Source organism: Streptomyces sp. NPDC039465, assembly GCF_055639315.1.
In genome coordinates this window covers 513541-533116 of the sequence record NZ_JBVKAP010000005.1, presented here as the reverse complement: position 1 = coordinate 533116, position 19576 = coordinate 513541, and the positions used below count along the sequence as shown (strand labels likewise).

General features: G+C 71.6%; 19 protein-coding genes. 2 read left to right on the top strand and 17 right to left on the bottom strand.

Going from position 1 to position 19576, the window contains the following annotated elements; genetic code table 11:
* Nucleotides 1-52 precede the first annotated feature (52 nt).
* Entirely contained in the window at nucleotides 53-838 is a 786-nt protein-coding gene (locus ACZ7LT_RS20430; protein ID WP_471237442.1) for a prepilin peptidase, read from the bottom strand.
* Nucleotides 839-942: 104 nt separating this feature from the next.
* On the opposite strand from ACZ7LT_RS20430, the gene ACZ7LT_RS20425 reads away from it, so the two are divergent.
* Nucleotides 943-1320, top strand: a complete 378-nt coding sequence (locus tag ACZ7LT_RS20425) for a DUF192 domain-containing protein (RefSeq protein ID WP_471237441.1) — start codon at nucleotides 943-945, stop codon at nucleotides 1318-1320.
* A 12-nt stretch (nucleotides 1321-1332) separates the two neighbouring features.
* On the opposite strand, the gene ACZ7LT_RS20420 is transcribed toward ACZ7LT_RS20425, so the two are convergent.
* From ACZ7LT_RS20420 to ACZ7LT_RS20395, 6 genes are all read right to left on the bottom strand, one after another.
* A complete protein-coding gene (locus ACZ7LT_RS20420; protein ID WP_471237440.1) occupies nucleotides 1333-2094 on the bottom strand; it encodes a hypothetical protein in 762 nt (253 codons plus the stop codon).
* Nucleotides 2095-2160: 66 nt separating this feature from the next.
* Nucleotides 2161-3255, bottom strand: coding sequence for a hypothetical protein (locus ACZ7LT_RS20415; protein ID WP_471237439.1), 1095 nt, complete (start codon nucleotides 3253-3255; stop codon nucleotides 2161-2163).
* A 34-nt stretch (nucleotides 3256-3289) separates the two neighbouring features.
* A complete protein-coding gene (locus tag ACZ7LT_RS20410) occupies nucleotides 3290-4135 on the bottom strand; it encodes a hypothetical protein (RefSeq protein ID WP_471237438.1) in 846 nt (281 codons plus the stop codon).
* Entirely contained in the window at nucleotides 4132-5934 is a 1803-nt protein-coding gene (locus ACZ7LT_RS20405) for a HEAT repeat domain-containing protein (protein ID WP_471237437.1), read from the bottom strand. The genes ACZ7LT_RS20410 and ACZ7LT_RS20405 overlap by 4 nt, the downstream gene beginning before the upstream one ends.
* Complete coding sequence (locus ACZ7LT_RS20400; RefSeq protein WP_471237436.1) at nucleotides 5931-6365, bottom strand: DUF7674 family protein; 435 nt, start codon at nucleotides 6363-6365, stop codon at nucleotides 5931-5933. The genes ACZ7LT_RS20405 and ACZ7LT_RS20400 overlap by 4 nt, the downstream gene beginning before the upstream one ends.
* Nucleotides 6365-8008 (bottom strand): polymorphic toxin-type HINT domain-containing protein, encoded by a 1644-nt coding sequence (locus tag ACZ7LT_RS20395; RefSeq protein WP_471237435.1) that lies wholly within the window; start codon nucleotides 8006-8008, stop codon nucleotides 6365-6367. The genes ACZ7LT_RS20400 and ACZ7LT_RS20395 overlap by 1 nt, the downstream gene beginning before the upstream one ends.
* 118 nt (nucleotides 8009-8126) lie before the next feature.
* On the opposite strand from ACZ7LT_RS20395, the gene ACZ7LT_RS20390 reads away from it, so the two are divergent.
* Nucleotides 8127-9068, top strand: coding sequence for a hypothetical protein (locus tag ACZ7LT_RS20390; protein ID WP_471237434.1), 942 nt, complete (start codon nucleotides 8127-8129; stop codon nucleotides 9066-9068).
* Nucleotides 9069-10054: 986 nt separating this feature from the next.
* Here ACZ7LT_RS20390 and ACZ7LT_RS20385 read toward each other — a convergent pair.
* From ACZ7LT_RS20385 to ACZ7LT_RS20340, 10 genes are all read right to left on the bottom strand, one after another.
* Nucleotides 10055-11272: a hypothetical protein gene (locus ACZ7LT_RS20385; RefSeq protein ID WP_471237433.1), complete on the bottom strand. Its 1218-nt coding sequence runs from the start codon at nucleotides 11270-11272 to the stop codon at nucleotides 10055-10057.
* A 94-nt stretch (nucleotides 11273-11366) separates the two neighbouring features.
* On the bottom strand, nucleotides 11367-12005 hold the full coding sequence (locus ACZ7LT_RS20380) for an OmpA family protein (RefSeq protein WP_471237432.1): 639 nt from the start codon (nucleotides 12003-12005) through the stop codon (nucleotides 11367-11369).
* Nucleotides 12006-12017: 12 nt separating this feature from the next.
* On the bottom strand, nucleotides 12018-12596 hold the full coding sequence (locus tag ACZ7LT_RS20375; protein ID WP_471237431.1) for a hypothetical protein: 579 nt from the start codon (nucleotides 12594-12596) through the stop codon (nucleotides 12018-12020).
* A gap of 32 nt (nucleotides 12597-12628) precedes the next feature.
* Nucleotides 12629-13312, bottom strand: coding sequence for a pilus assembly protein TadG-related protein (locus ACZ7LT_RS20370; RefSeq protein ID WP_471237430.1), 684 nt, complete (start codon nucleotides 13310-13312; stop codon nucleotides 12629-12631).
* Nucleotides 13312-13566, bottom strand: coding sequence for a Flp family type IVb pilin (locus ACZ7LT_RS20365; RefSeq protein ID WP_471237429.1), 255 nt, complete (start codon nucleotides 13564-13566; stop codon nucleotides 13312-13314). Before ACZ7LT_RS20365 ends, ACZ7LT_RS20370 begins: the two co-directional genes overlap by 1 nt.
* A gap of 213 nt (nucleotides 13567-13779) precedes the next feature.
* Nucleotides 13780-14760 (bottom strand): response regulator, encoded by a 981-nt coding sequence (locus tag ACZ7LT_RS20360; protein WP_471237428.1) that lies wholly within the window; start codon nucleotides 14758-14760, stop codon nucleotides 13780-13782.
* A 56-nt stretch (nucleotides 14761-14816) separates the two neighbouring features.
* Complete coding sequence (locus ACZ7LT_RS20355; RefSeq protein WP_471237476.1) at nucleotides 14817-16052, bottom strand: sensor histidine kinase; 1236 nt, start codon at nucleotides 16050-16052, stop codon at nucleotides 14817-14819.
* A 280-nt stretch (nucleotides 16053-16332) separates the two neighbouring features.
* Nucleotides 16333-17220 carry a DUF5936 domain-containing protein gene (locus tag ACZ7LT_RS20350; protein ID WP_471237427.1) on the bottom strand — a complete coding sequence of 296 codons (888 nt, stop codon included), beginning with the start codon at nucleotides 17218-17220 and terminating at the stop codon, nucleotides 16333-16335.
* 32 nt (nucleotides 17221-17252) lie between these two features.
* Entirely contained in the window at nucleotides 17253-18194 is a 942-nt protein-coding gene (locus tag ACZ7LT_RS20345; protein WP_471237426.1) for a type II secretion system F family protein, read from the bottom strand.
* A gap of 10 nt (nucleotides 18195-18204) precedes the next feature.
* Entirely contained in the window at nucleotides 18205-19542 is a 1338-nt protein-coding gene (locus ACZ7LT_RS20340; RefSeq protein ID WP_471237425.1) for a CpaF family protein, read from the bottom strand.
* Between the last annotated feature and the right edge of the window lie 34 nt (nucleotides 19543-19576).

Here is a 19576-nt window from a genome sequence, read left to right as displayed (position 1 = left end):
TGGTATGCGGGACCGTCCCGGGGTTGGTGTCCTCGACTCGCCCGTAGGCGGGTCAGGGTGTGGGGGTGGCGGCCAGGGCGCCGAGCAGGAGTCCGGCGAAGGCGCCCGCGATCATGAAGGGGCCGAAGGGGATCGCGCTCTTTCGGCCGGCGCGGCGCAGGAGCACGAGGGTGAGCCCGTAGAGGGAGCCGAGCAGGAAGCCCGCGAAGGCGCCGAGGAAGAGGATGCCCCAGCCGTACCAGCCGAGGGTGACGCCGAGGGAGAGGGCGAGTTTGACGTCGCCGAAGCCGAGGCCGTTGGGGTTGATGAGGAAGAGCGCGAAGTACGCGGCACCGAGGGCGAGTCCGCCGAGCAGGGCGGTGGGCCAGGAGCCCGCCTCGCCGGGGAGCAGTTCGGCGGCGCCGAGGAGCAGGGGCCCGGCGGCGGCGAGGGGCAGGGTGAGCTGGTCGGGGAGGCGGTGGACGCGCCGGTCGACGGTGGCGAGCAGGACGGCGAAGGGGGTGAGGACCAGCCAGACGGCCAGTTCGGGGCGGGGTCCGGTGGCGGCGGTGAGGGCGGCGCAGGTGACGGCGGTGAGCAGGGGGACGAGGAGGGGGGTGCGGGTGGCGGGTGGCGCGGTGGTGGTGAGGGGGTGTCCGGCGGGGACGGGTGTGGTGCAGGCGGTGCAGTGGGCGCGGCCGAGCCAGCCTCGGGCGGCGCCGGTGAAGGGGTGCCCGGCGGGGCAGGTGTCCCGCCATGGCTCGTCAGGCTCGACGGAGAGGCGGTACGCGGCGCGGGGTACGAGCAGCCCGGTGACGGCGCCCCACAGGGCGGCGAGGGCGATCAGCGTGACGTACACGGGGCGATCTTAGGGCCGGTCGGCGGGCCGGGTCATGGGTCCAGGGGCCCACTGTGCGTGAAGCGGGGCCCAGGGCCGGGGCGGTGGCGCTACCTTCGTCCCCCATGGGGAACTGGCGTAATGGCATGGGCACGATGACGGTCCAGGGGCAGGGCGACGCTCGGGAGGGCGGGGGTACGGGCGCGGTGCCGGTGGAGATCGCGGCGTCGTACCGGGCGCGTTCGCGTGGTCTGCTGGGCCGGGACGGGATCGACGGGGCTCTCATGATCACCCCGTGCAACAGCGTGCACACCTTCCGGATGCGGTTCGCCATCGATGTGGCGTATCTGGACAAGGAGTTCCGGGTCGTCGATGTGGTGACGATGAAGCCGGGCCGGCTGGGCATGATCCGGCCGCGCGCCCGCCATGTGCTGGAGGCGGAGGCGGGCGCGATGGCGGGCTGGGGGCTGCGGCGGGGGGTGCGGGTGACGGTCCGGCCGTAGGGGCCGGGGCGGCTAGCGGAGTTTGCCGGTCTGGGCCGTCAGGAGCGCGACGGGGATGGTGGGGGTGGCCGGGCCTTCGAAGTTCGCGGTGTAGAAGGTGGCGACGGTGGGTCCGGAGCGGACGATCTGGAAGACCAGCGGTACGGCTTCGCCTTGGAAGTCGGCGGTGAGCTGGTAGGCGAAGCTGTCGTCGCCGGCCTTGGGGAGCGGGAGTTCCTTCACCTTCTTGTACGTGGAGGTGGTGGCGCCGTCGCGGGTGAGGAACCCGCCCGCGCAGGCGGTGGCGGCCGCGCGCACCCGGCTGAGGACGGTCGCGGCGCCCGCGCCGTGGCTGGTGAGGAATTCGGAGACGGCGGGGCGGCCGTTCTTGACGCCGACGATCTGGCGGTACGCGGAGGCCTGTGCGGCGGGCTCCGGTTTGCCGTTGAGGACGGCGATGAGCGGGGCGCACTCGGCCTTCTCGGCGATCTCGCCCTGGGCGGGCGGGCCCTCCATGGTGGTGACGGTGTAGCCGGGGACGTCGGCGGTGGCGAGGATGGCCTTGTCCAGCTGGGCCTTGGTGAGTGGGGTGCCGGTGGCGGCGGGCGCGGGTGCGGTGGTGCTCGGCGAGGCGCTCGGCGGCTGCTCGGTGGTGCGGGGCCCGGTGCTCGCCTTGCCCGTGTCGGACGGGCCGGTGTCGTTCTTCCGGTCGCCGTCCTCGCAGCCGGCCGTGAGTCCCATGGCGAGCGCGACGGCCGCGGCCGCCGTGATGATCCGCGTGCTCCGTCGTGTCATGCGCGGCACGCTAACAGCGCGCTTCCGGCGGCCGCATGGGCCCAGGGGCCCAACGTCCGCCGCCGGTCAGGGCGGGCCGGAGCCGAGGAGGGTGAAGGCGCCGTACGCACCGGAGGCGAGGGCGAGAGCGGCGAGGACGGGGATCCGGGTGCGGAGCCGGGCGAGGGCCACGGCGGCGGGGAGCAGCAGGGGGAAGGCGGGCATGATCAGGCGCGGCCGGGAGCCGAAGTAGGCGGCGCCGATGAGGGAGATGACGACGACGGCGATGGTGTAGACGAGGACGGGCAGCGGCTGTCTCTGGCGTACGCACAGGGCCACGAGCCAGCCGAGGAGGGCGAGCGCGGCGGCCAGGCCGAGGGCGGCGAGGGGCGGCTGGTTCCAGATGAACCGGGCGAGGGCGGCGCCGCCGTCGATGCTGTTGCCCCAGGCGGCCTGGACGTCGAAGTAGGCGGTGGGGCTGTTCTCGCGGATGCCGACGTAGACGATGTACGCGAGCCAGCCGAGGGGTGCGAGGAGGACTCCGGCGACCGTACGGGCGCGGAGGCGGCGTTCCTTGACGAGGCCGGCCAGGGCGGTGACGCCGAGGGCGGCGACGAGCGCGGCGGCGGAGGGGCGGGTGAGTCCGGCGAGCGCGCTCAGGGCGCCGGCGAGGATCCAGCGGTCGCGCAGGACGGCGTACAGCGACCAGGCGGCGAGGGCGGTGAAGAGGGTCTCGGTGTACGCCATGGACTGGACGAACGCGGTGGGGTACACGCCCCAGAGGACGGCGAGCACGATCCCGGCGTCGCGTCCGGCGATGTGGGCGCCGACGGCGTAGATGCCCCAGGCGGCGGCGAGCGAGGCGGCCCAGGCGACGAGGAGTCCGGCGGTGGCGGCGTCGAGCGGGAGGAGTGTGGACAGGCCACGTTCGAGGGCGGGCAGGAGGGGGAAGAAGGCGAGGTCGGAGTGGCGGCTGCCGTCGGGGAGGGTGGTGGTGTGGCCGTAGCCGTGTTCGGCGATCCGGACGTACCAGACGGAGTCCCAGCGGCCCTTGAGCAGGTGCAGTGCGTCCTTGCCGGCGTGGGCGGCGGCGACGGCGAGGACGGCCAGGCCGGTGAGCCGTACGGCGGCGTACCCCCACAGGGCGGGGGCGGCGCGGGTGAGCGAGGGGGCCTGGGGCATGCGGTCGATTATGTCCGGGTGGTGCGGGAGGGGATTACGGCCAGGGGGTGCGGCGGGGGGTGCGGGTGCGCCACCAGGGGCCGGCGGGATCGGTGCCGTCGAGGGTGCCTTCGGCGGTGCCTTCCGTCGTGTCGACCGTGAGCGTGCGGAAGAGGGCGTCGATCCGGGCGACGGCGGCGAGCAGCGGTGTGCGTTCGTGCTGCGGGCAGGTGGCGATCTCGCGCGCGAAGTGGTCACGGGCGGCGAGGTCGTGTGCGTACAGCTCGGGGAGGTAGCGGCCGGCCGGGGGCCAGCCGGCGGCCATCCGGCGCACCATCCGTTCCCAGATGGTCAGGGACACGGCGGCGGGGGTGGACAGGCCGATGGCGTCGGCGAGGGGCGTGGGACCGGGGTACTCCCGCAGGATTTCGGCGAGGGGGGTGACCTCGGCGTGCGGGAAGGCGAGGGAGGACGCCTCGACGGCGTCGACGGTGTGGACGGGCGGGTCGTCGTCGGTGGTGGCGAGCCGGGCGCGGGTGACCACGCCGCTCGGGTCGGCGAGCCAGTAGGTCTGGGGGTCGATGCGGTCGTCGGGGTAGAGGATTCCGGCGCCGGTCCGGTGGGCGAGGGCGGCGGCCAGTTCGGGCTCTCCGGCGGGTACGGCAGCATCGTCCCGTACCCGCTCGTCCCCCTGTACCTGGATGTCGAGGCTCAGCGCGAGGTCGCCGCGCAGGTCGTGGTAAGTGCACAGGACCGGGGCGTGCCAGTCGCGGCCGTCCTGGTCGGCGTCGGCGTGGCGGAGGTCGACGTGGGTGGGGGGTACGTGGAGGGCGGCCGCGATGGCGGCGGTGAGCGCGGGCGGGTCGAGGTGCCGGCTGAGCAGCAGGTTGGCGATCATCATCGGTTCAGCGGTCCGGCCGGCCCGGGGCGCGCGTGGTCGAGGACGGCCGTGGCCAGGGCGCGGGCGGTGTAGTCGATGTGCGGGGTGCCATTGTCGAAGAGCTGGGAGGCCGCCCGGCGGGGTGAGCGGGCGATCCGTTCGACGGCGGGGCGGGCGATGTCCGGCAGGAGGTGCATTTCGGCGAGCGCGCGCAGGGCGTCGAAGTGGGGTTCGTAGAGGTTCTGGGCCTGGGCGAGCAGTGTGGCGAGGGGGCCTGCCGTGTCGTGTGTACGGCCGGTGATGCGCCAGAGCGCGGCGGCGGCCGCGGCGCGGGTCTCGCGTGATCCGGTCGTGAGGTGGGGTTCGATCAGCGGCAGCAGCTCGGTGGCGGCGGGGCCGAGCCGGCCGGCGACGTGCAGGGCCCAGCGTCCCTTCTCCTCGGTCAGTTCCTGGCGGGCGAGGGCGAGGGCGGGTGTGTGGTCGCCGGTCAGGCGGGCGTATGCGGTGGCCGCGCGGGTGCTGCCGTGGTGGGCGGCCTCGCGCAGGGTGTCGACGGTGGCGGGGGTGGCGGCGGCGCCGAGGACGGCGAGGGCGTCGGCCGAGTGCGGCAGGAGCCGGACCAGTGCGCTTTCGCAGTGGGCGACGAGCGCCGGGAAGGGGATGAGGGCGTCGGCCCAGGCGGCGCGGGGGCGGTCGGCGGCCTTGGCGGCGACCGGTTCGGCGGCGGCGCCGAACACCTCGACGGCCGCGGTGAGGACGGCGGCGGTCATGTCGTGGTCCGGAAGGTCGTCGAGCAGGCGCAGGACGTGGCCGAGGGCGTCGGGTGTGCGTAGCCGTACGGCGGCGAGGGCGGCGGCGACGCGCAGGTCCGCGTTGGCGGTGTGGCCGGCGTGCTCGGCGTCGAGGAATGGGGCCAGGTAGGGGGCGTCGGCGCCGCCGGGGAGCTGGGCGGCGAGCCGGGCGATGGTCTGGAGCTGGTACGGATGCTCGATGTCGGCGGTGAAGTGGGGCAGCAGTTCGCGTTCGCGGTCCCGCCAGGTGGCGTCGACGTCCATGGCGAGGGGCAGGCCGCGGTCGATCCCCCGCAGGGCGGCGTCGGGATCGTCGAGGAGCCGGTCGCCGAGGGTGCGGTAGGGCGCGGGCCACACCTCGCCGTACTGCTGGACCGGGTGCTCGCCGTACGCGTCGAGCGCGGCGTCGACCAGGTCGGCGGGGAGCGGGAGGGGGGCGGTGCGCAGCAGGTCGGTGGCGGCGGCGAGGCGGACGCGGGGCTCTGGGTCGTCGAGCAGGGCCCGGTCGCGTGCCGTGCGGGTCCGGTCGTCGAGGTCGAGGAGGCCGAGGGCAGTGGCGAGGTCGGCGCGTACGTCCGCGTCCTGTTCGATGTCGAACCGGGCGCGCAGCAGAGGCATCAGGGGCAGCGCGGCGTGCCCGGCGGCGGCGATGAGCCAGACCATGGCCTGGCGTACGCCGGGGTCCTCGTCGGTGACGAGGGGGAGCAGCGTGGGCAGGGTCTCGGCGACGGCGCGGTCCATGGCGGCCCGCTCGTCGCGGTAGGCGGCGCCGTCGGCGCAGCCGCCGATGAGCCAGAGGAGTTGGGTGCGGTGGCCCGGGCCGTGGAGGGCGAGGCGGGCGAGTTCGGGCAGCGCGGCGGCGCTGGCGGAGTAGATGTCTCCCTGGTGGAAGAGGGAGGAGACGAGCTCCTCCATGGCCTGCTCGCGCACGGCCTCGTCGTCGGAGCCCATGTCCTTGAGGAGGCCGGGTATGTCGTCGGCGGGGCCGTAGGCGTGCGTCAGGGCGGACCAGTCGGGGGTGTCGGTCACCCCTTGGGCCTGATCCGGGCGAAGGTGGCGGCCATGCGCGGGGGGAGGTGGCGGACGATGTCGTGGCCGGGCCGTCCGGGGTAGGGCAGATCGTTGAGGAACGAGGTCACGATCACGGCCTGGACCTCGGGTGTGTCGCTGCCGGTGCGCTCCTCGAGGAAGTCGAGAGTGCGTCGCCAGTCGGGTACGTCGGACTCCTGGCCCAGGAAGGCCTGGACGGTCTCCTCGACGACGTCCATGAAGAAGACGTGGGGCAGCACGCCGTTCTCGTTGAAGACGTGGGCTTCGTAGGCGTCGGCGAAGCCGGGGAGTTCGGCGACGAGCTCCTCGACGAGGCGCACGTCGGGAGAGGGGGCCGGGGCGGGGCCCCCCGGCGCGCCGGGGGGCTGGGGGGTGGTGCCGTTCGTCGGGGGCACGTCGGGGGTCGTCATCAGCAGTCCAGTCCGGGGTAGTTCTTGTGGCCCTTGTACTTACCCTCGATGGCGTCGTCCAAGGCCTTGATCAGCGTCCTGGCCAACTGCTCGTCCTCGGGCGTCCGGATCAGGGGTTCCTTACGGGCGCCCTTGCGGGGCTTCCACTCGGTGGCGGTGAGGAAGTTCTTCAGCGAGTCCCTCATCTCCTTCGCCTTGCCGACGTGGTCCTTGCCCTCGACCTTGGGGCCGCCGTTGGCCTCGTAGTCGGCGGCGGCCATCGCGCTTCCGTCACCGATCTGGTCCGGGCTGCCCACCCCCTTGTAGAGGGTGTTGATGATGTTCTGCAGCTTCTGGTGCTGGGCCGTCGGTGTCGGCGCGCCGTCCTGGTTGTGCACCAGGATTCCGCTGGCCGCGGCCACCACATAGTACGTATGGATGTCGGCGACGGTCAGGTCGTGCGTGGTCTGCCGCTCGGTGAACCGGGAGACCGCGACGACCGGGAGCGCGACCCCCTTGTCGCTGCGCAGCGTGTCGCCGCGCCGGATCTCGCCGGCGTCGCGCCAGCGTCCCTGGTCCATGACCCAGAAGGGGTGGGTGTCGGTGACGGTGAGCACGGCCGGGCCGCCGACGGTACGGACGGTGAGCCGGGTGAAGTCCTTGTCGTCGTGGGTGGTGATGGCCTGCTCGACGGGGCGGGCGGCCGTACGTCCCGTGTACGGCTCGGTCGCCAGGACCTGGTCGCCGACCTGGACCCGCTCGATGGCGATGCGGCGGCCGTCGGCGAGGAGTACGGGGGTGCCGGGCGGGAAGCTGTGCCGGACCGGGCAGGTGGTGGGCTTGTTGCCCGGCTTCTCATCCTCCTTCGGAGGATCCTTCTTCTCGGCGTCGAGTTTCCTCTTGGCGTCGTCGGCCTTCTTCTGCGCGTCGCTGACCTTGTTGCGGTTCTTGATGAGGTTCTTGAGGCTGTCGTAGAGGTCGCCGCCGTGCTTCTTGAGCTTCTTGATGAGCTCGGCGGCCTTCTTCCACTTCCAGGGCGCGCCGTACTTGGCCGCGAGTTTGCCGATGGCGCCGCCGATGAGGCTGGTGAGGACGTTGATGAGCGTTTCGGTGCAGGCGCCCATGTCGCCCTTGGTGATGCAGTCGAACGCCGCCTTGATGCCGAGCTCCTCGGCGAGGATCTTGGCGAGTTCCTCGGCGGCCTGCTTGGCCTTGTCGGTGTCGGCCTGCTGCTGCTTCTTGGCGTTCTCCAGGTCCTGGAGGGCCTTTTCGTAGTCGATCTGGGCCTGGGACTTGGGCTGCGCGCTGCCGTTGCCGTCGGTGGCGGGTTTGGTGGCGCCGGGGTCGTCGCCCTGGGCCTGGGGGCCTTCGCCGCCACAGTTGCCGCTGCTGGTGACCTTGCAGACCTGGGTGCCGATCTTCTGGGTCAGCTCGGCGCCGAGGCCGGTCGCCACGAGGGCGCCGACGATGGCGGTGACGATGACGACCAGGCCGAGGTACTCCAGGGCGCCCTGGCCGCGTTGCCCGTGCCTGAGGCGGCCGAGGCGGCCTCGCCCGCGCGGGCGGCGTGGCCGCGTGCGCAGGCCGAGCAGCCTGGCTTCCGTGCGCGGCCCGTGCCGGCGCCACCATCGATCGACCGAACGCACCATCCCCGTAGGCGACATGCACACGACGCTAGGGGCGTGGCGCGGTTTCGTCTTGGGCCTGCGGGCCCAAGGCTGGGCCCAACGGCGGTTGTCCACAGGGGATGCGGTGGCGGACGAGAGCCGGGATCGTTGGTCCATGGCAGAACTGACGGCGGTGGCCCGGGGTGGTGTGCTGCTCACCGCGCGCGCCCTGGAGGCGGGCTGGTCCCAGGGGCGGTTGAGGAGCGCGCTGCGCCGCGAGGGGCGGGAGCGGGTCTGCCCGGGGGCGTGGGCGGCTCCGGGCCGGCCCGTGGACTGGCTGACGCGCGCGAGGGCGTTGCAGGCGGTGCGGCCGACGCTGGTGTGCAGCCACCGCTCGGCGGCGTACGTACACCGGATCGAGGTGCTGGGCGGCGACCGGCGGCCTCATGCGCGTTCGTCCGTCGTCGAGCTCACGTCCCTGGGGGTGAGTGGCGGTCACGGCCAGGACATCCGTGTGCACCGGGGCGCGCTTTCGCCCGGCGACTGGTCGCTGCGCCGGGGCCTGCGGGTGACGACCCCGGCTCGTACGGTCGCGGATCTGATACGGCGCGGCTCACGCGAGGAGGCGGTCGTCGCGGCGGACTCAGCGCTCTCCCGTCGCGTGGTGGGCGGCGTCCGCCGCCCGGCGCCCGTCCACCCCGACGAGCTGCGCACGGAACTCGCGTCCCGACGCCCGGGCGCCCGCCGGGCCCGCCGGTGGCTGCGCCTGACGGACCCGGCGGCGGGCTCCCCGGCGGAGACCCTCGCCCGCCTGCACATGCACGACGCGGGGCTCCACCCCGAGTCCCAGCCACGGCTCCACACCCCGGACGGCCGTGGCATCCGCCCCGACTTCCTCTTCCGCGCGGCGGGCCTGGTGGTGGAGATCGAGGGCCACCCCTTCCACGGCACCCGCGAGGCACACGAACGCGACACCCGCCGTTTCAACGCCCTCCCCGACTGCCCGGGCGTCCGCCGCGTCCTGCGCTTCACGGCGACGGAGGTCTTCCACCGCCCGGCGGCCATGATCGCCACGATCCAGGCGACGCTGAGGCGGTTGGGGGAGGCGGGGGCATGAGGGGTTACCGCTTCTTTGGCGGTCGGGGTGGGCCGGGGGCGTGAGCTTCTGGTGGGTCCGCCCTCTTTCCGAGCGTGGCTCCCTCCGGTGCCCTTTCAAGGGCGCTCCCTTCGGTCGCGTCGCTGCGCGATGGGCTGCGCCCACCCTTGGCAGGCCACCTCCGTCCGCCTTTTCACACTCGGAGGGCGGCCCGGGGGGTGGGGTCCCCCGCCCAGCGATGTTTGTGCCTGGGGTGGGATGGGCGTCTGCGGGTCAGAACTGCGCATGAGTGGAATGGGGCTTCTGGGCTGCGCTTAGCGGCGACCGGCCGTCGGTTGGTTGGGGCACAAGCACTGGGCTGATGCCCGGTGGGGGGCCGGCCCCGGGTCGAGGGCGTCGTTGGGCGCGGGCGACGCAAACCGCACGCTAAGTGAGCCCGGTCGGCGAGTGGCCGCCTCTGGCGTCACACAAGACGCCCCTAGCCTCTTGAACGGTAAACCGGGGGACGTAATGCGCCGCAGTTCAACCGTGAAGGGGTTCAGGGTGCCTCCTGTGACGCAAGAGGCACCCATCCGACGGGGGTCTTCATTCCGCGCGCGTTTTTGTTCGCCTGACGCTCATCGGAGGCCTTCGCCTCGGGCCGGGCCACCCACCGGGCACCAGCCACGTGCCTGCACCCCAGCCAACAACGGGCCGAGCCCGCTTAGCTGAGCCCAGAAGCCCCATTCCACTCACGCGCATCACTGACCCGCAGACGCCCATCCCACCCCCGGCACGAAGCAAGGCCCCGCGTGGGACCCCACCCCTCGGACCGCCCTCCGTGTGTGAAAAGGCGGACGGAGGCGGGCGGTCAAGGGTGGAGCGAAGCGACATCGGCGAAGCCGACGCCGAAGGCGCCCTTGAGGGGCCGCCGGAGGGAGCCACACTCGGAAAGAGGGCGGACCCACCAGAAGCTCACGGTCCCGGCCCACCGCGACCCCCAAAGAAACCCGCACCCCCGCCCCCGCTCACCCCCGGCGGCGGGCCAGGAGCCACCACGCGGCGAGGCCTGCCACCAGGGCCGTACCGACCCCGATGCCCGTCAGGCCGAAGGCCCGCATCGCAGGGTCGTCCGCGCCACGAGCCTCGTCTCCGAGGGCGAAGCCGGCCGCCTCCGCGTCTCCGTCGTACGCGGGTCCCGCCCCGCCTTCGCCCTTGACGGACACGTCCAAGGTCAGCGGTACGGCGTCGGGCACCGTGCGGTCCAGGGAGACCTGTACGTAGTACCAGCCCTCGAACCGCATGGCCCGGACCGCGTCCGACCCGCCCTCGGTGCGGTTCGCGTACGCCGCCGGAGCCGTGCCGAGCCCGACCGACGCCGGTTTGCCCGTGTAGTTGTCCTTCTTGCCCTCGACCAGGCCACGGGCGGGGTTGTAGAGCTCGACCCGGAAGCCGTTGATGGCGGCGAAGCGGTCCGCCCCGGGCAGATTGGCCAGCTGCGCGTTGACGAACAGCTGCTGCCCCCACGTCACGGGAACCCGGTAGAAGCGGCTCTCCCCCGGCTTCATCTCGTCCCGCCAGGCCCCGCCTTTCACCGCCGCCGCGTCGTTGAACCCCGTCCCACCGGTGATCCCCCTCGGCCCGCCGCCGGCGGGCGCCGGGGGCTCGGTGCTCCAGCCGGTGGGAACGCTGGGGACGGCGGAGCCGGGCTTCAGAGGGGGCTCGGCCTTGTAGGTGAGCTCCATCGGCCACCGCCGAGGGGTCGTACGGCCTCGCCCTCTGCCCTCTACTTCAAGGAGGTACTCCCCGGCCTTGTTGCAGGACCTCCCCGGCTCGATACGCCGACTGACGTAGTCGGCGATGGGCCGGGCCGACTCCCCCAGGAACTCCAGGGTCGTCCCGTCACTGCACGGCGTCCCGTCGGCCTTCGCCAACGAGAGCCGGATGCCGTCGAGGACACCGACGACGGTCCCCGGCGGTGGCGCGAGGACCGCCGAGAGATAGACGTTCGACGTGCCGTCCAGCCTGACGCGGTAGTACTTCTTCTCGCCGGCGACGGCGGTGTCCGTGTACGTCCCGGGCTGCTTGAGCAGCGGCCCTTCGGCGCTGGACGCCGCGCCGGAGACCGGTTGGGCGTCCTGTGCCATGCGGTACGCGGGCACGCGGTCGGCAGCCTCCGGGGAAGGGGTCGCCACCGCTGCGCCCTGGGCCAGAACGGCGCCCACGGCAGCGGTCGCGGTGGTCACGCCCCTCCACACCATCGCGCTCGCTCCTCCGTGACGCCGACCGGTAGGGCGACGGCCCACTGGCCGCCGGCCGTCGACTCGGCATCGTAGTGATTCAGTTGCCCGCCGTGCGGGGGAAGGTGACCTCGACCCGGCGGTTCTTCTTGCGTCCCTCTTCAGTTGAGTTGTCGGCGATCGGGTAGTCCTCGCTGTATCCCCGGATCTCGAACTTCTTCCCGGGGTCGAGGTCCTTCGCCAACTGCTTCTGGACCGCCTCGGCCCGCTGCTTCGACAGCGTCAGACCATGCTCGTACGAGCCGAGGTTGTCGGTGAAGCCGAAGACGCGCACCGTGCTCGCGCGCTGCTTGTTAATCTCCGCAGCGATCGCCGCGATCCGGGCGTTGGCCGCGCTGCTGAGCGTGGCGCTGTCCTTCCCGAAGAGCACCTCTGCCTGGAGGGCGAAGGTGACGTCGACGTTGGTGTCCTCGCGTCGCTGCTCACCGCCCTGCTCCTCGACGACCTGCTTGATGTCGAGGACCTTCGCCGGAGCGAGCGTGGCCCCGTCGGGGAGCATCAGCTCCGGTGAGTTCGTGTCGATCTTCGGTGGCGGGGAACTGGACGTCGAGCCGGGCGGATCGTCGGCGTAGGAGGTGCCTGCGGTGGAGAAGGTGAGTGCGGAGGCGGTGATGACGGTGGCGGTCAGCACGGCGATGCAGCGCCGGCGGCCGGCGGCGGGGAAGTGGATGGTCGTCATGGCAGCACCCGATCAGGACAGCTTGATGGTGCCGGGGCGGAAGGTGGGCAGCTGGAGCAAGACGTCCGTGGTGCTTGCGGGCGGGGCGGGGAACTGCATGAAGACGGATGTCGAAGCGCCCGCGGCGAGGCTGGAGAGCCCTGTCGTGGTCAGTGGGCGACCGTCCGTGTCGCGTAGCACGTAGTAGCGCTTCTTGCCGGCGGCGTCCACCAGGGTGGCGCCGCCCAGGGAGTTGCCGTGCTTCAGAATCTCGGTTTCGTTGCCCCGAAGCTCTGCCGGAACAGCCTTGGGCTTGTCTGCAGTATTCGCCAGCTTGCCGGAGACCGTGAGGAATCCACCGCCATCGCGCTTCGCAGAGTGGATGGTGATTTCGAGACCCCCTTGGCCCTTCAGGACGGCGAGAGTCTCTGTGGGCTCCTCAGTCTGTGGCGCTTTGCCGTTCCCACTCGCCTTCGCGGAGGTTGTCGCGGCAGGCTTCTCCTCTTGCCCGTTACTCTCTCCACCGCAGCCGGATACGGCGAGGGCCAATCCCGCCACGATCGCGACCGCGGCAACCCCCCTGCGGGCCTTCGTTACGTACCGAGCACTCATGAAACGCGGTTCCTTTTCTCGTCGTTCGCTTGTCAGTCGGCCAGTCGGACAGTGAAGAGATCAGCAGCGTCGGGAAGCTTCGGGCGTTTCGGGTCGATGTCCCACGGGACACCGTCGCACGAGAGGCCGAGAATCGGTTTCGGGTCATCGTCCGTGTCGTCGCCCGGCCCCTCATCCTCACCCGGGTCCGGAGCTTCGGTCGGGTCCGGCAGCGGGGACGGCTTCGGCGGGTCGAAGGTGCACCGGGGCTTGATAACCGCCTTGGCCTCGGCGGTCGCATGCTGGTTCTCCGTGCCTGGGATGACGGACTCGCCGACCGTGCCGAGAGTACGCACCTTGACGCTGAACCCCTCTTCCCCACCCCATCGGGGTAGTCGGTCGCAGCCGTTCACCCCTTCGACGAGCTTGGCGTCGTTGCGGCCGGCGAACGATGCGGCCGCAGCGCACGCTGTGTGCTGGCCGAAGCGCTCACCCCTGAGATAGCCGTCCCACTCAGCTGGGTTAAGAATGACCTTCAGCCAGCCGTCCCTCAGTTGTTCCCGAGCGTCCTGCGCTGCCGCGAGTGCTGCCGCGTCGGCCGCCGTCTGGGCGCCGTTGCGGGTCGCAGCCGCCTGCCCTACCGCGAAGTAGGCGAACGCGAGAAAGAGCAGACCCCCCACCACCGTGATGTAGATGGGGAAGGCCTGCCCTCTGTCGCCGGATCGGCGTATGACCACTACTCGCCTTCGCCGCCACCGGTCAGCTCGGTGATCTTCGTGGTGATGGCCGTCTTGATCGAGGTGCCGATGTCCGTACCCGTGATCGCCACCACGATCGCCACGACCACCACGATGATGCCCAGGTACTCGACCGCCGTCTGTCCCCGGTCCTTCGCCTCGTAGCGGGCCTTCACCCGGTCCACGGCGGTGTTCGTCCAGTGACCCACGTACACCTTGGCCGTGGTCGCGGACTTCAGCATGACGTCGCTCATGGTGTTCCCCTCCAGGTCCGGCCGACCGCTGGTCGGCCGACGCGTAAGTCTCTGTGGTGCCTTCCGCGGTTCCGGCTTCCTCCTGGCCGGTGCCGCTTTCGACACGAGAAACGTACGCCGGGGCACCCGTCCCACCAGAGGGTCCGTGGGCCCAAACCCGGGCCCAATCGCGGGCCCAGGTCAGCGGGTTGGTGCGCTGGGACTTGTGGGGGGTCATCGGGGGGTACCTCCGTGGGCGGTGCCCAGCCAGGCTGCGATGGCCTCGCTGCGGCTGACGCTGTGGAGCTTGGAGAAGATGCGGTTGATGTGGTTCTTCACGGTCTTCTCGCTGATGAAGCAGGTGGCGGCGATTTGCTGGTTACTCATGCCTGATGCGATCAGGTCCATCACCTCCACCTCCCTCGAACTCAGGCCGTATGCCTCCCTGTTACGCTGCCCCGACTGTGACATGACAGGTTGCACATGCGAAGCGTTTTGCTGAGACTGCAATGAATTCGAGACACTTGGCGTCTCCGGAGTGTGTGCAGACGCACTGTGCCGTGGTTGGGGCTGGTACGGGGGATGGCTCCCGCCTTCGTACGGCACCCCGGACGCGTACACCGCCCCCAGCCCCTCCGGCAGCCGACCCGGGAGCGGGCCGCCCGGGGATGGCTCCTGGCTGCGGACCTGGGCCAGCAGGGCGCTGGCCGCCGTGGCCGTGAAGTGGGCCCGGCCCTCCTTGATGTCGCGGATCGCGCCCACCAGTTGGTCGGCCGTGAACTCGCCGTGGACCAGGTAGCCGCCCGCGCCCAGGCGCAGGGCCTCCTGGACGATGGAGCTCTCCCTGCTGTACGTCAGCATCATCACCGGGGCGATGCGTACGAGGTACGGCAGCGCGGAGATGCCGTCGACGCCGGGCATCCGGACGTCGAGGAGCACCACGTCCGGCTGGTGCTGCTGGGCCGCCTCCAGGGCTTGGCGGCCGTCGGCGGCCTCCGCGACGACCTCGATGTCGTCGCGGCCGCCGAGCAGGACCGTGAGGCCGGCCCGTACGACGGGGTTGTCGTCGGCGACGACCACCCTCAGCGGGGCCGCCTGGGCCCAGGGGGCCTGGGTGAGTTCCGAGCGGGGTTCGGGGGTGTACGAGGACGTGTGCTGAGAGACGTGGGACGACACCGATCGCTGTCCGGCGGTGTGGGAAACGTCGTCCGGCATGGTGCGGCCTCCTCTCGCGGGGTGGGGGACGGGTCATTGGGTACGGGCAGAAGCGGTCAGGTCAGGGGCGGTCCTGTAGGCGCGGGCGGGGGCGTGCCGGGGGGCAGGGCGCCGGCGGGGAGTTCGAGTCGTACTTCGGTGCCGCGGGTCGCCTTCCCCCGGCCGATGCGGATCCGGGCGCCGATGCCTGCCGCGCGTTCGACCATGCCCACCAGGCCGAAGTGGCCGGCCCTGCGCAGGTCGTCGAGGGTGGTTCCCGGGGGCAGGCCGCGCCCGTCGTCGTACACGCTGATGCGTACGTATCCGGAGACGACCCCGGAGGAGACCTCGACGTGGGTGGGGCGGGCGTGGCGGTGGGCGTTCTCCATCGCCTCGGAGGCGATGGTCAGCAGCTGTCGCGCGACGGCCTGGGGCACGGCGGGAACGGCGCTCTCGCCGACGGTCCGGTACGTGGCGCGCAGGCCGCTTCGGCGGGCGAAGTCGTCGACGCGGGCGGCCAGCTCCTCGCCCACGTCCACTCCGCCGCCGGTGTCGGAGCGGCGGCGCAGGTCGGAGAGGAGTTCGCGGGATTCGGCGGCGGCGCGGCGGGCGGAGCGGGCGACGAGGTCGGCCTGGTGTTTGACGGTGAGGGGGTCCATGCGGTCGGCGGAGGCGGCGAGGCCGTCGGCCGCGAGCGCCAGGCCGTGCAGGGTCTTGGCGACGGAGTCGTGCATCTCGCGGGCCAGCCGGGCCCGCTCGCCCTCCACGGCCTCGGTGACGGCGAGGCGGGCGCGGACTTCGGTGAGTGCCTGGGTGGCGGTGCCGAAGCGCAGGAGAAGGTTGCGCAGGGTGACGCCGACGGCGCCGGCCACGACACACAGGCCCGGCATGAGGGTCGATTCGCCGAACGACGCGTCGATCTTGGGGTCGGCGGTGTACAGGGCGATGAGGATCAGGGACTGGAGGCTGGCGAAGAAGGCGGCGCCGCGCCAGCTGTAGACGATGCCCGCGAGCAGGGGCGTGCAGACGCTGACGTATCCGAGAGGGCTCTGCGGGCCGGCGGTCACGAGGAGCAGGGCGCCGATGACGGTGTCGGCGGCGAGCAGGGGCGGGTATTTGAGCAGGAGTGGGCCGAAGCGTTCCCAGTCCCGGAAGGGGAGGTACGAGCCCATGAAGGTGACCAGGACGGCGCCGCCGACGAGCTGGCTGGCCAGGCCCGGAGCGGCGTTGAGCAGGGCGACCGGGGCCGACAGGGCGATCATGGCGAGGCGGAAGCCGAAGACCTGCCGGCACATGGCCTGCAACGCGCTCACCTGGATGTTGAGGGCGGGGGTGGGCACGGGTGTGGGGGTTGGGCCCTCTACGTTGCCCAGCTGGCGCGGGGACCCCGGGGAGGTCCCGAGCCGGAGCCGGGACCCGGACCCCAGACGGAGCCGTGAGCCGCGTCCGAGCCCGGCCCCCTTCCTGAGCCGGGACCCCAGCCCGCGCCGGGCCACGAGCCCTCCCCGAGCCCCCAGGCCCGCCTTCATCCCCGCGTACGGCCCCGCTGGAGGGCCGGACGCCAGGTGAGGTCTGCGGATCGCCACGTCCGCCTCACTCCCCCGTGAACGAGCCGAAGTTGGTGCCCGTACCGAGGAAGAGGCCCGCGCCCAGCAGGATGACCGTCGCGGGGACCATCAGCGAGGTGATCACGAGGGTGGCCTTGGGGACGGCCTTGGCGGCCTTGCGGCGGGCGTTCTGGGCGTCGGTGCGGCGCATGTCGTTGGCGATCTGGATGAGGGTGTCGACGATGGGTGCGCCGAGCTCCTCGCCCTGCTGGAGTGCGGTGACGAACTGGGCGACCTGTTCGGAGTCGTTGCGCCGGCGCAGTTCGTCGAAGGCCTGGCGGCGGCTGACGCCCATGTCCATCTGGCGCAGGGTGATGCGCAGCTCGTCGGACCAGGGGCCTTCGTACTTCTCGGCCACCCGGTCGAGGGCCTGGCGGAAGCCGAGGCCGGCGCTGACGACGACGGCGAGGACGTCGAGGAAGTCGGGCAGGGTGCGTTCGATCTGGTCGCGGCGGACGCGGATGGCGGACCAGATGCCGACCTCTGTCCAGAAGGCGCCGAACGCGAGGAGGAGCAGGGCGACGAAGACGCTGCCCTTGGAGAGCATGACCAGTCCGCCGAGCGCGCCGAGGAAGCCGTAGACGGCGCGGCGGGCGCCGTAGCGGTCGATGGTGAGGCCGCCGGGGTTGCCGGCGAGGTCGATCTTGCGGCGGACCTCGTTGACCCGCTTGGGGCCCATGAGGCGCAGTACGGCGGGTGAGTAGCGCATGCCGATGCGGTCGACGAGGGAGTCGACGGCGCCGGTGCGGGAGGACCCGATCTCCAGGGCGAGGGCGAGATCGCCGGGGAGCTTGGCTTCGGCGCGGTACATCCGGATTCCGTAGAAGACGCCGGCCACCGAGAGGCCGATGATCAGAGCGAGCAGCAGTTCCATTGGGTCCTCCTTCCTTGACGCCGGTCAGGCGCTCAGACGTCGATCTTCGAGAAGCGGCGGATGATGACGAAGCCGACCGCGTAGAGGGCGAAGGCGACGACGACGGCGACCTGGCCGATGCTGGAGCCGGTCATCTTGTCGAGGGCGCCGGGTTGCATGTTGTCGATGAGGAGGAGCGAGCCGACGCCGATGACGGGGACGGAGTACGCGGTCATGCTGACCTGCGACAGCTGGGTGCGGACCTCTCGTCGGGTCTCCTTGCGTTCCTCGAGGGTCTCGGTGAGGTTGCGCAGGGAGCCGACGACGGTGCCGCCGGCGCGGTTGGACAGGACGAGGGTGGTGACCAGGACGACGAGTTCGCGTGAGGGCAGCCGCTGGGCGAGTTCGCCGAGTGCCTCGTCGATGGAGCGTCCGACGGCGAGCTGGTCGGCGACCTTCTTGAGTTCGTCGCCTGCGGGCGCTTCGAGTTCGTCGGCGGCCATGCTCAGGGCCATGCGCAGGGCGAGGCCGGCCTGGGTGGCGTTGGCGAGGATGCGGGAGAGTTCGGGGAGCTGGTTGATGAACTTCTCGATGCGCTTCTGCCGCTGCCAGTTGAGGAAGGCCATGGCGACGTAGATGCCGAGCAGTCCGCACAGGGGGCCGAAGAACGAGGCCAGCATGGCCTGTCCGATCATCCACAGGGCGGCCACGGTGATCACCATGTAGACGACGAATTCGCCGGGTGTGAGGTCGAGGCCGGTGGAGGCGATGCGCAGTTCCAGCTTCTTGCCGAGCTGGGTGCGGCGCACGCGCCGGTCGATGCCGCGGAAGCGGCGGCGTCGGCGGCCCGGGAGGGCGATCTGGCCGGTCTGGGAGAGCCGTTCGACGAGGGCGGCGCGCTGGGCGGCGCCGGAGGAGTAGGAGTGGAGGCCGACCACGCCCAGCACGCAGCAGAGCATGGTGCCGCCGATCGTCAGCAGGGCGAGGTTGTTCATGTCCGGCTCCCTACTGGGCTTCTCTGAGGGCGAGCTCTTCGGCGGTCGATGCGACGCCGAAGGCCTGCGGGATGGGCTGACTGGCCATGTAGAGCCGCTCGGCGACGCGGCGCGGGAGCGGGTGGTACTCGAAGGTGCCGTAGACCCTGCCGTCGGCGGCCATGGGCTGGGCGTGGAAGCGGCAGACGGTGGCGATGGCGAAGCGTTCGCGGCCGCGGGAGGCGAGGACGCCGATCTCGCTGATCTTGCGGGTGCCGTCGGCGTTACGGGTGAGCTGGACGATGACGTCGACGGCGCTGTTGATCTGGTCCTGGAGCGCCTCGAAGGGGATCTTGACCTCGGACATGGAGGCGAGGGTCTGCAGGCGCATGAGCGCGTCCTCGGCGCTGTTGGCGTGGACGGTGGCGAGGGAGCCGTCGTGACCGGTGGACATGGCCTGGAGCATGTCGAGGGTCTCGCCGCCTCGGACCTCACCGACGATGATGCGGTCGGGGCGCATGCGCAGGGAGTTGCGGACCAGGTCGCGGATGGTGATCTGGCCTTTGCCTTCGACGTTCGGGGGGCGGGTCTCCAGGCGGATGACGTGTGACTGCTGGAGCTGGAGTTCGGCGGAGTCCTCGATGGTGATGACGCGTTCGCCTTCGGGGATGAGTCCGGAGAGCGCGTTGAGGAGGGTCGTCTTTCCGGTGCCGGTGGCGCCGGAGACGATGACGTTGAACTTCGCCTGGACGAGGCCGGAGAGCAGGATCAGCATCTGCTCGTCCAGGGAGCCGAGGCCGATCATCTCGTGCAGGGTGTAGGCGCGGGGGAAGCGCCGGATGGTGAGGGTCGCGCCGGAGAGCGAGAGCGGCGGGATGATGACGTTGACGCGTTCCCCGGAGGGCAGTCGGGCGTCGACCATCGGGTTCGCCTCGTCGACGCGCCGGTTGACGGTGGAGACGATGCGTTCGATGGTCTGCATCAGCTGGTCGTGGGAGGCGAAGCGGAGCGGGAGGAGTTCGACCCGGCCGGCACGTTCGATGAAGATCTGGTCGGGGCCGTTGACCATGATTTCGGTGATGGAGGCGTCTTCGAGGAGGGGTTCGAGGACGCCGAGGCCGAGGGCCTCGTCGACGACGCGGCGGATCAGCTGGGCCCGTTCGACGGTGGAGAGGACGGGGCCTTCGCGGCTGATGATGTGACCGAGGACGCGTTCGAGCCGGGCGCGCCGTTCGGCGGCGGCGAGCGCGGACATTTCGGCGAGGTCGATCTCCTCCAGCAGTTTGGCGCGGAAGGCGGCGACCAGATGGCCGTCCTCGCGCCCGCCGCTGTCCTCCTCAGGGGCGGTGATGCGTGCCCGCAGACTCATGGATCGTGTGCTCCTCAGTCCGTACGTGCTCAAT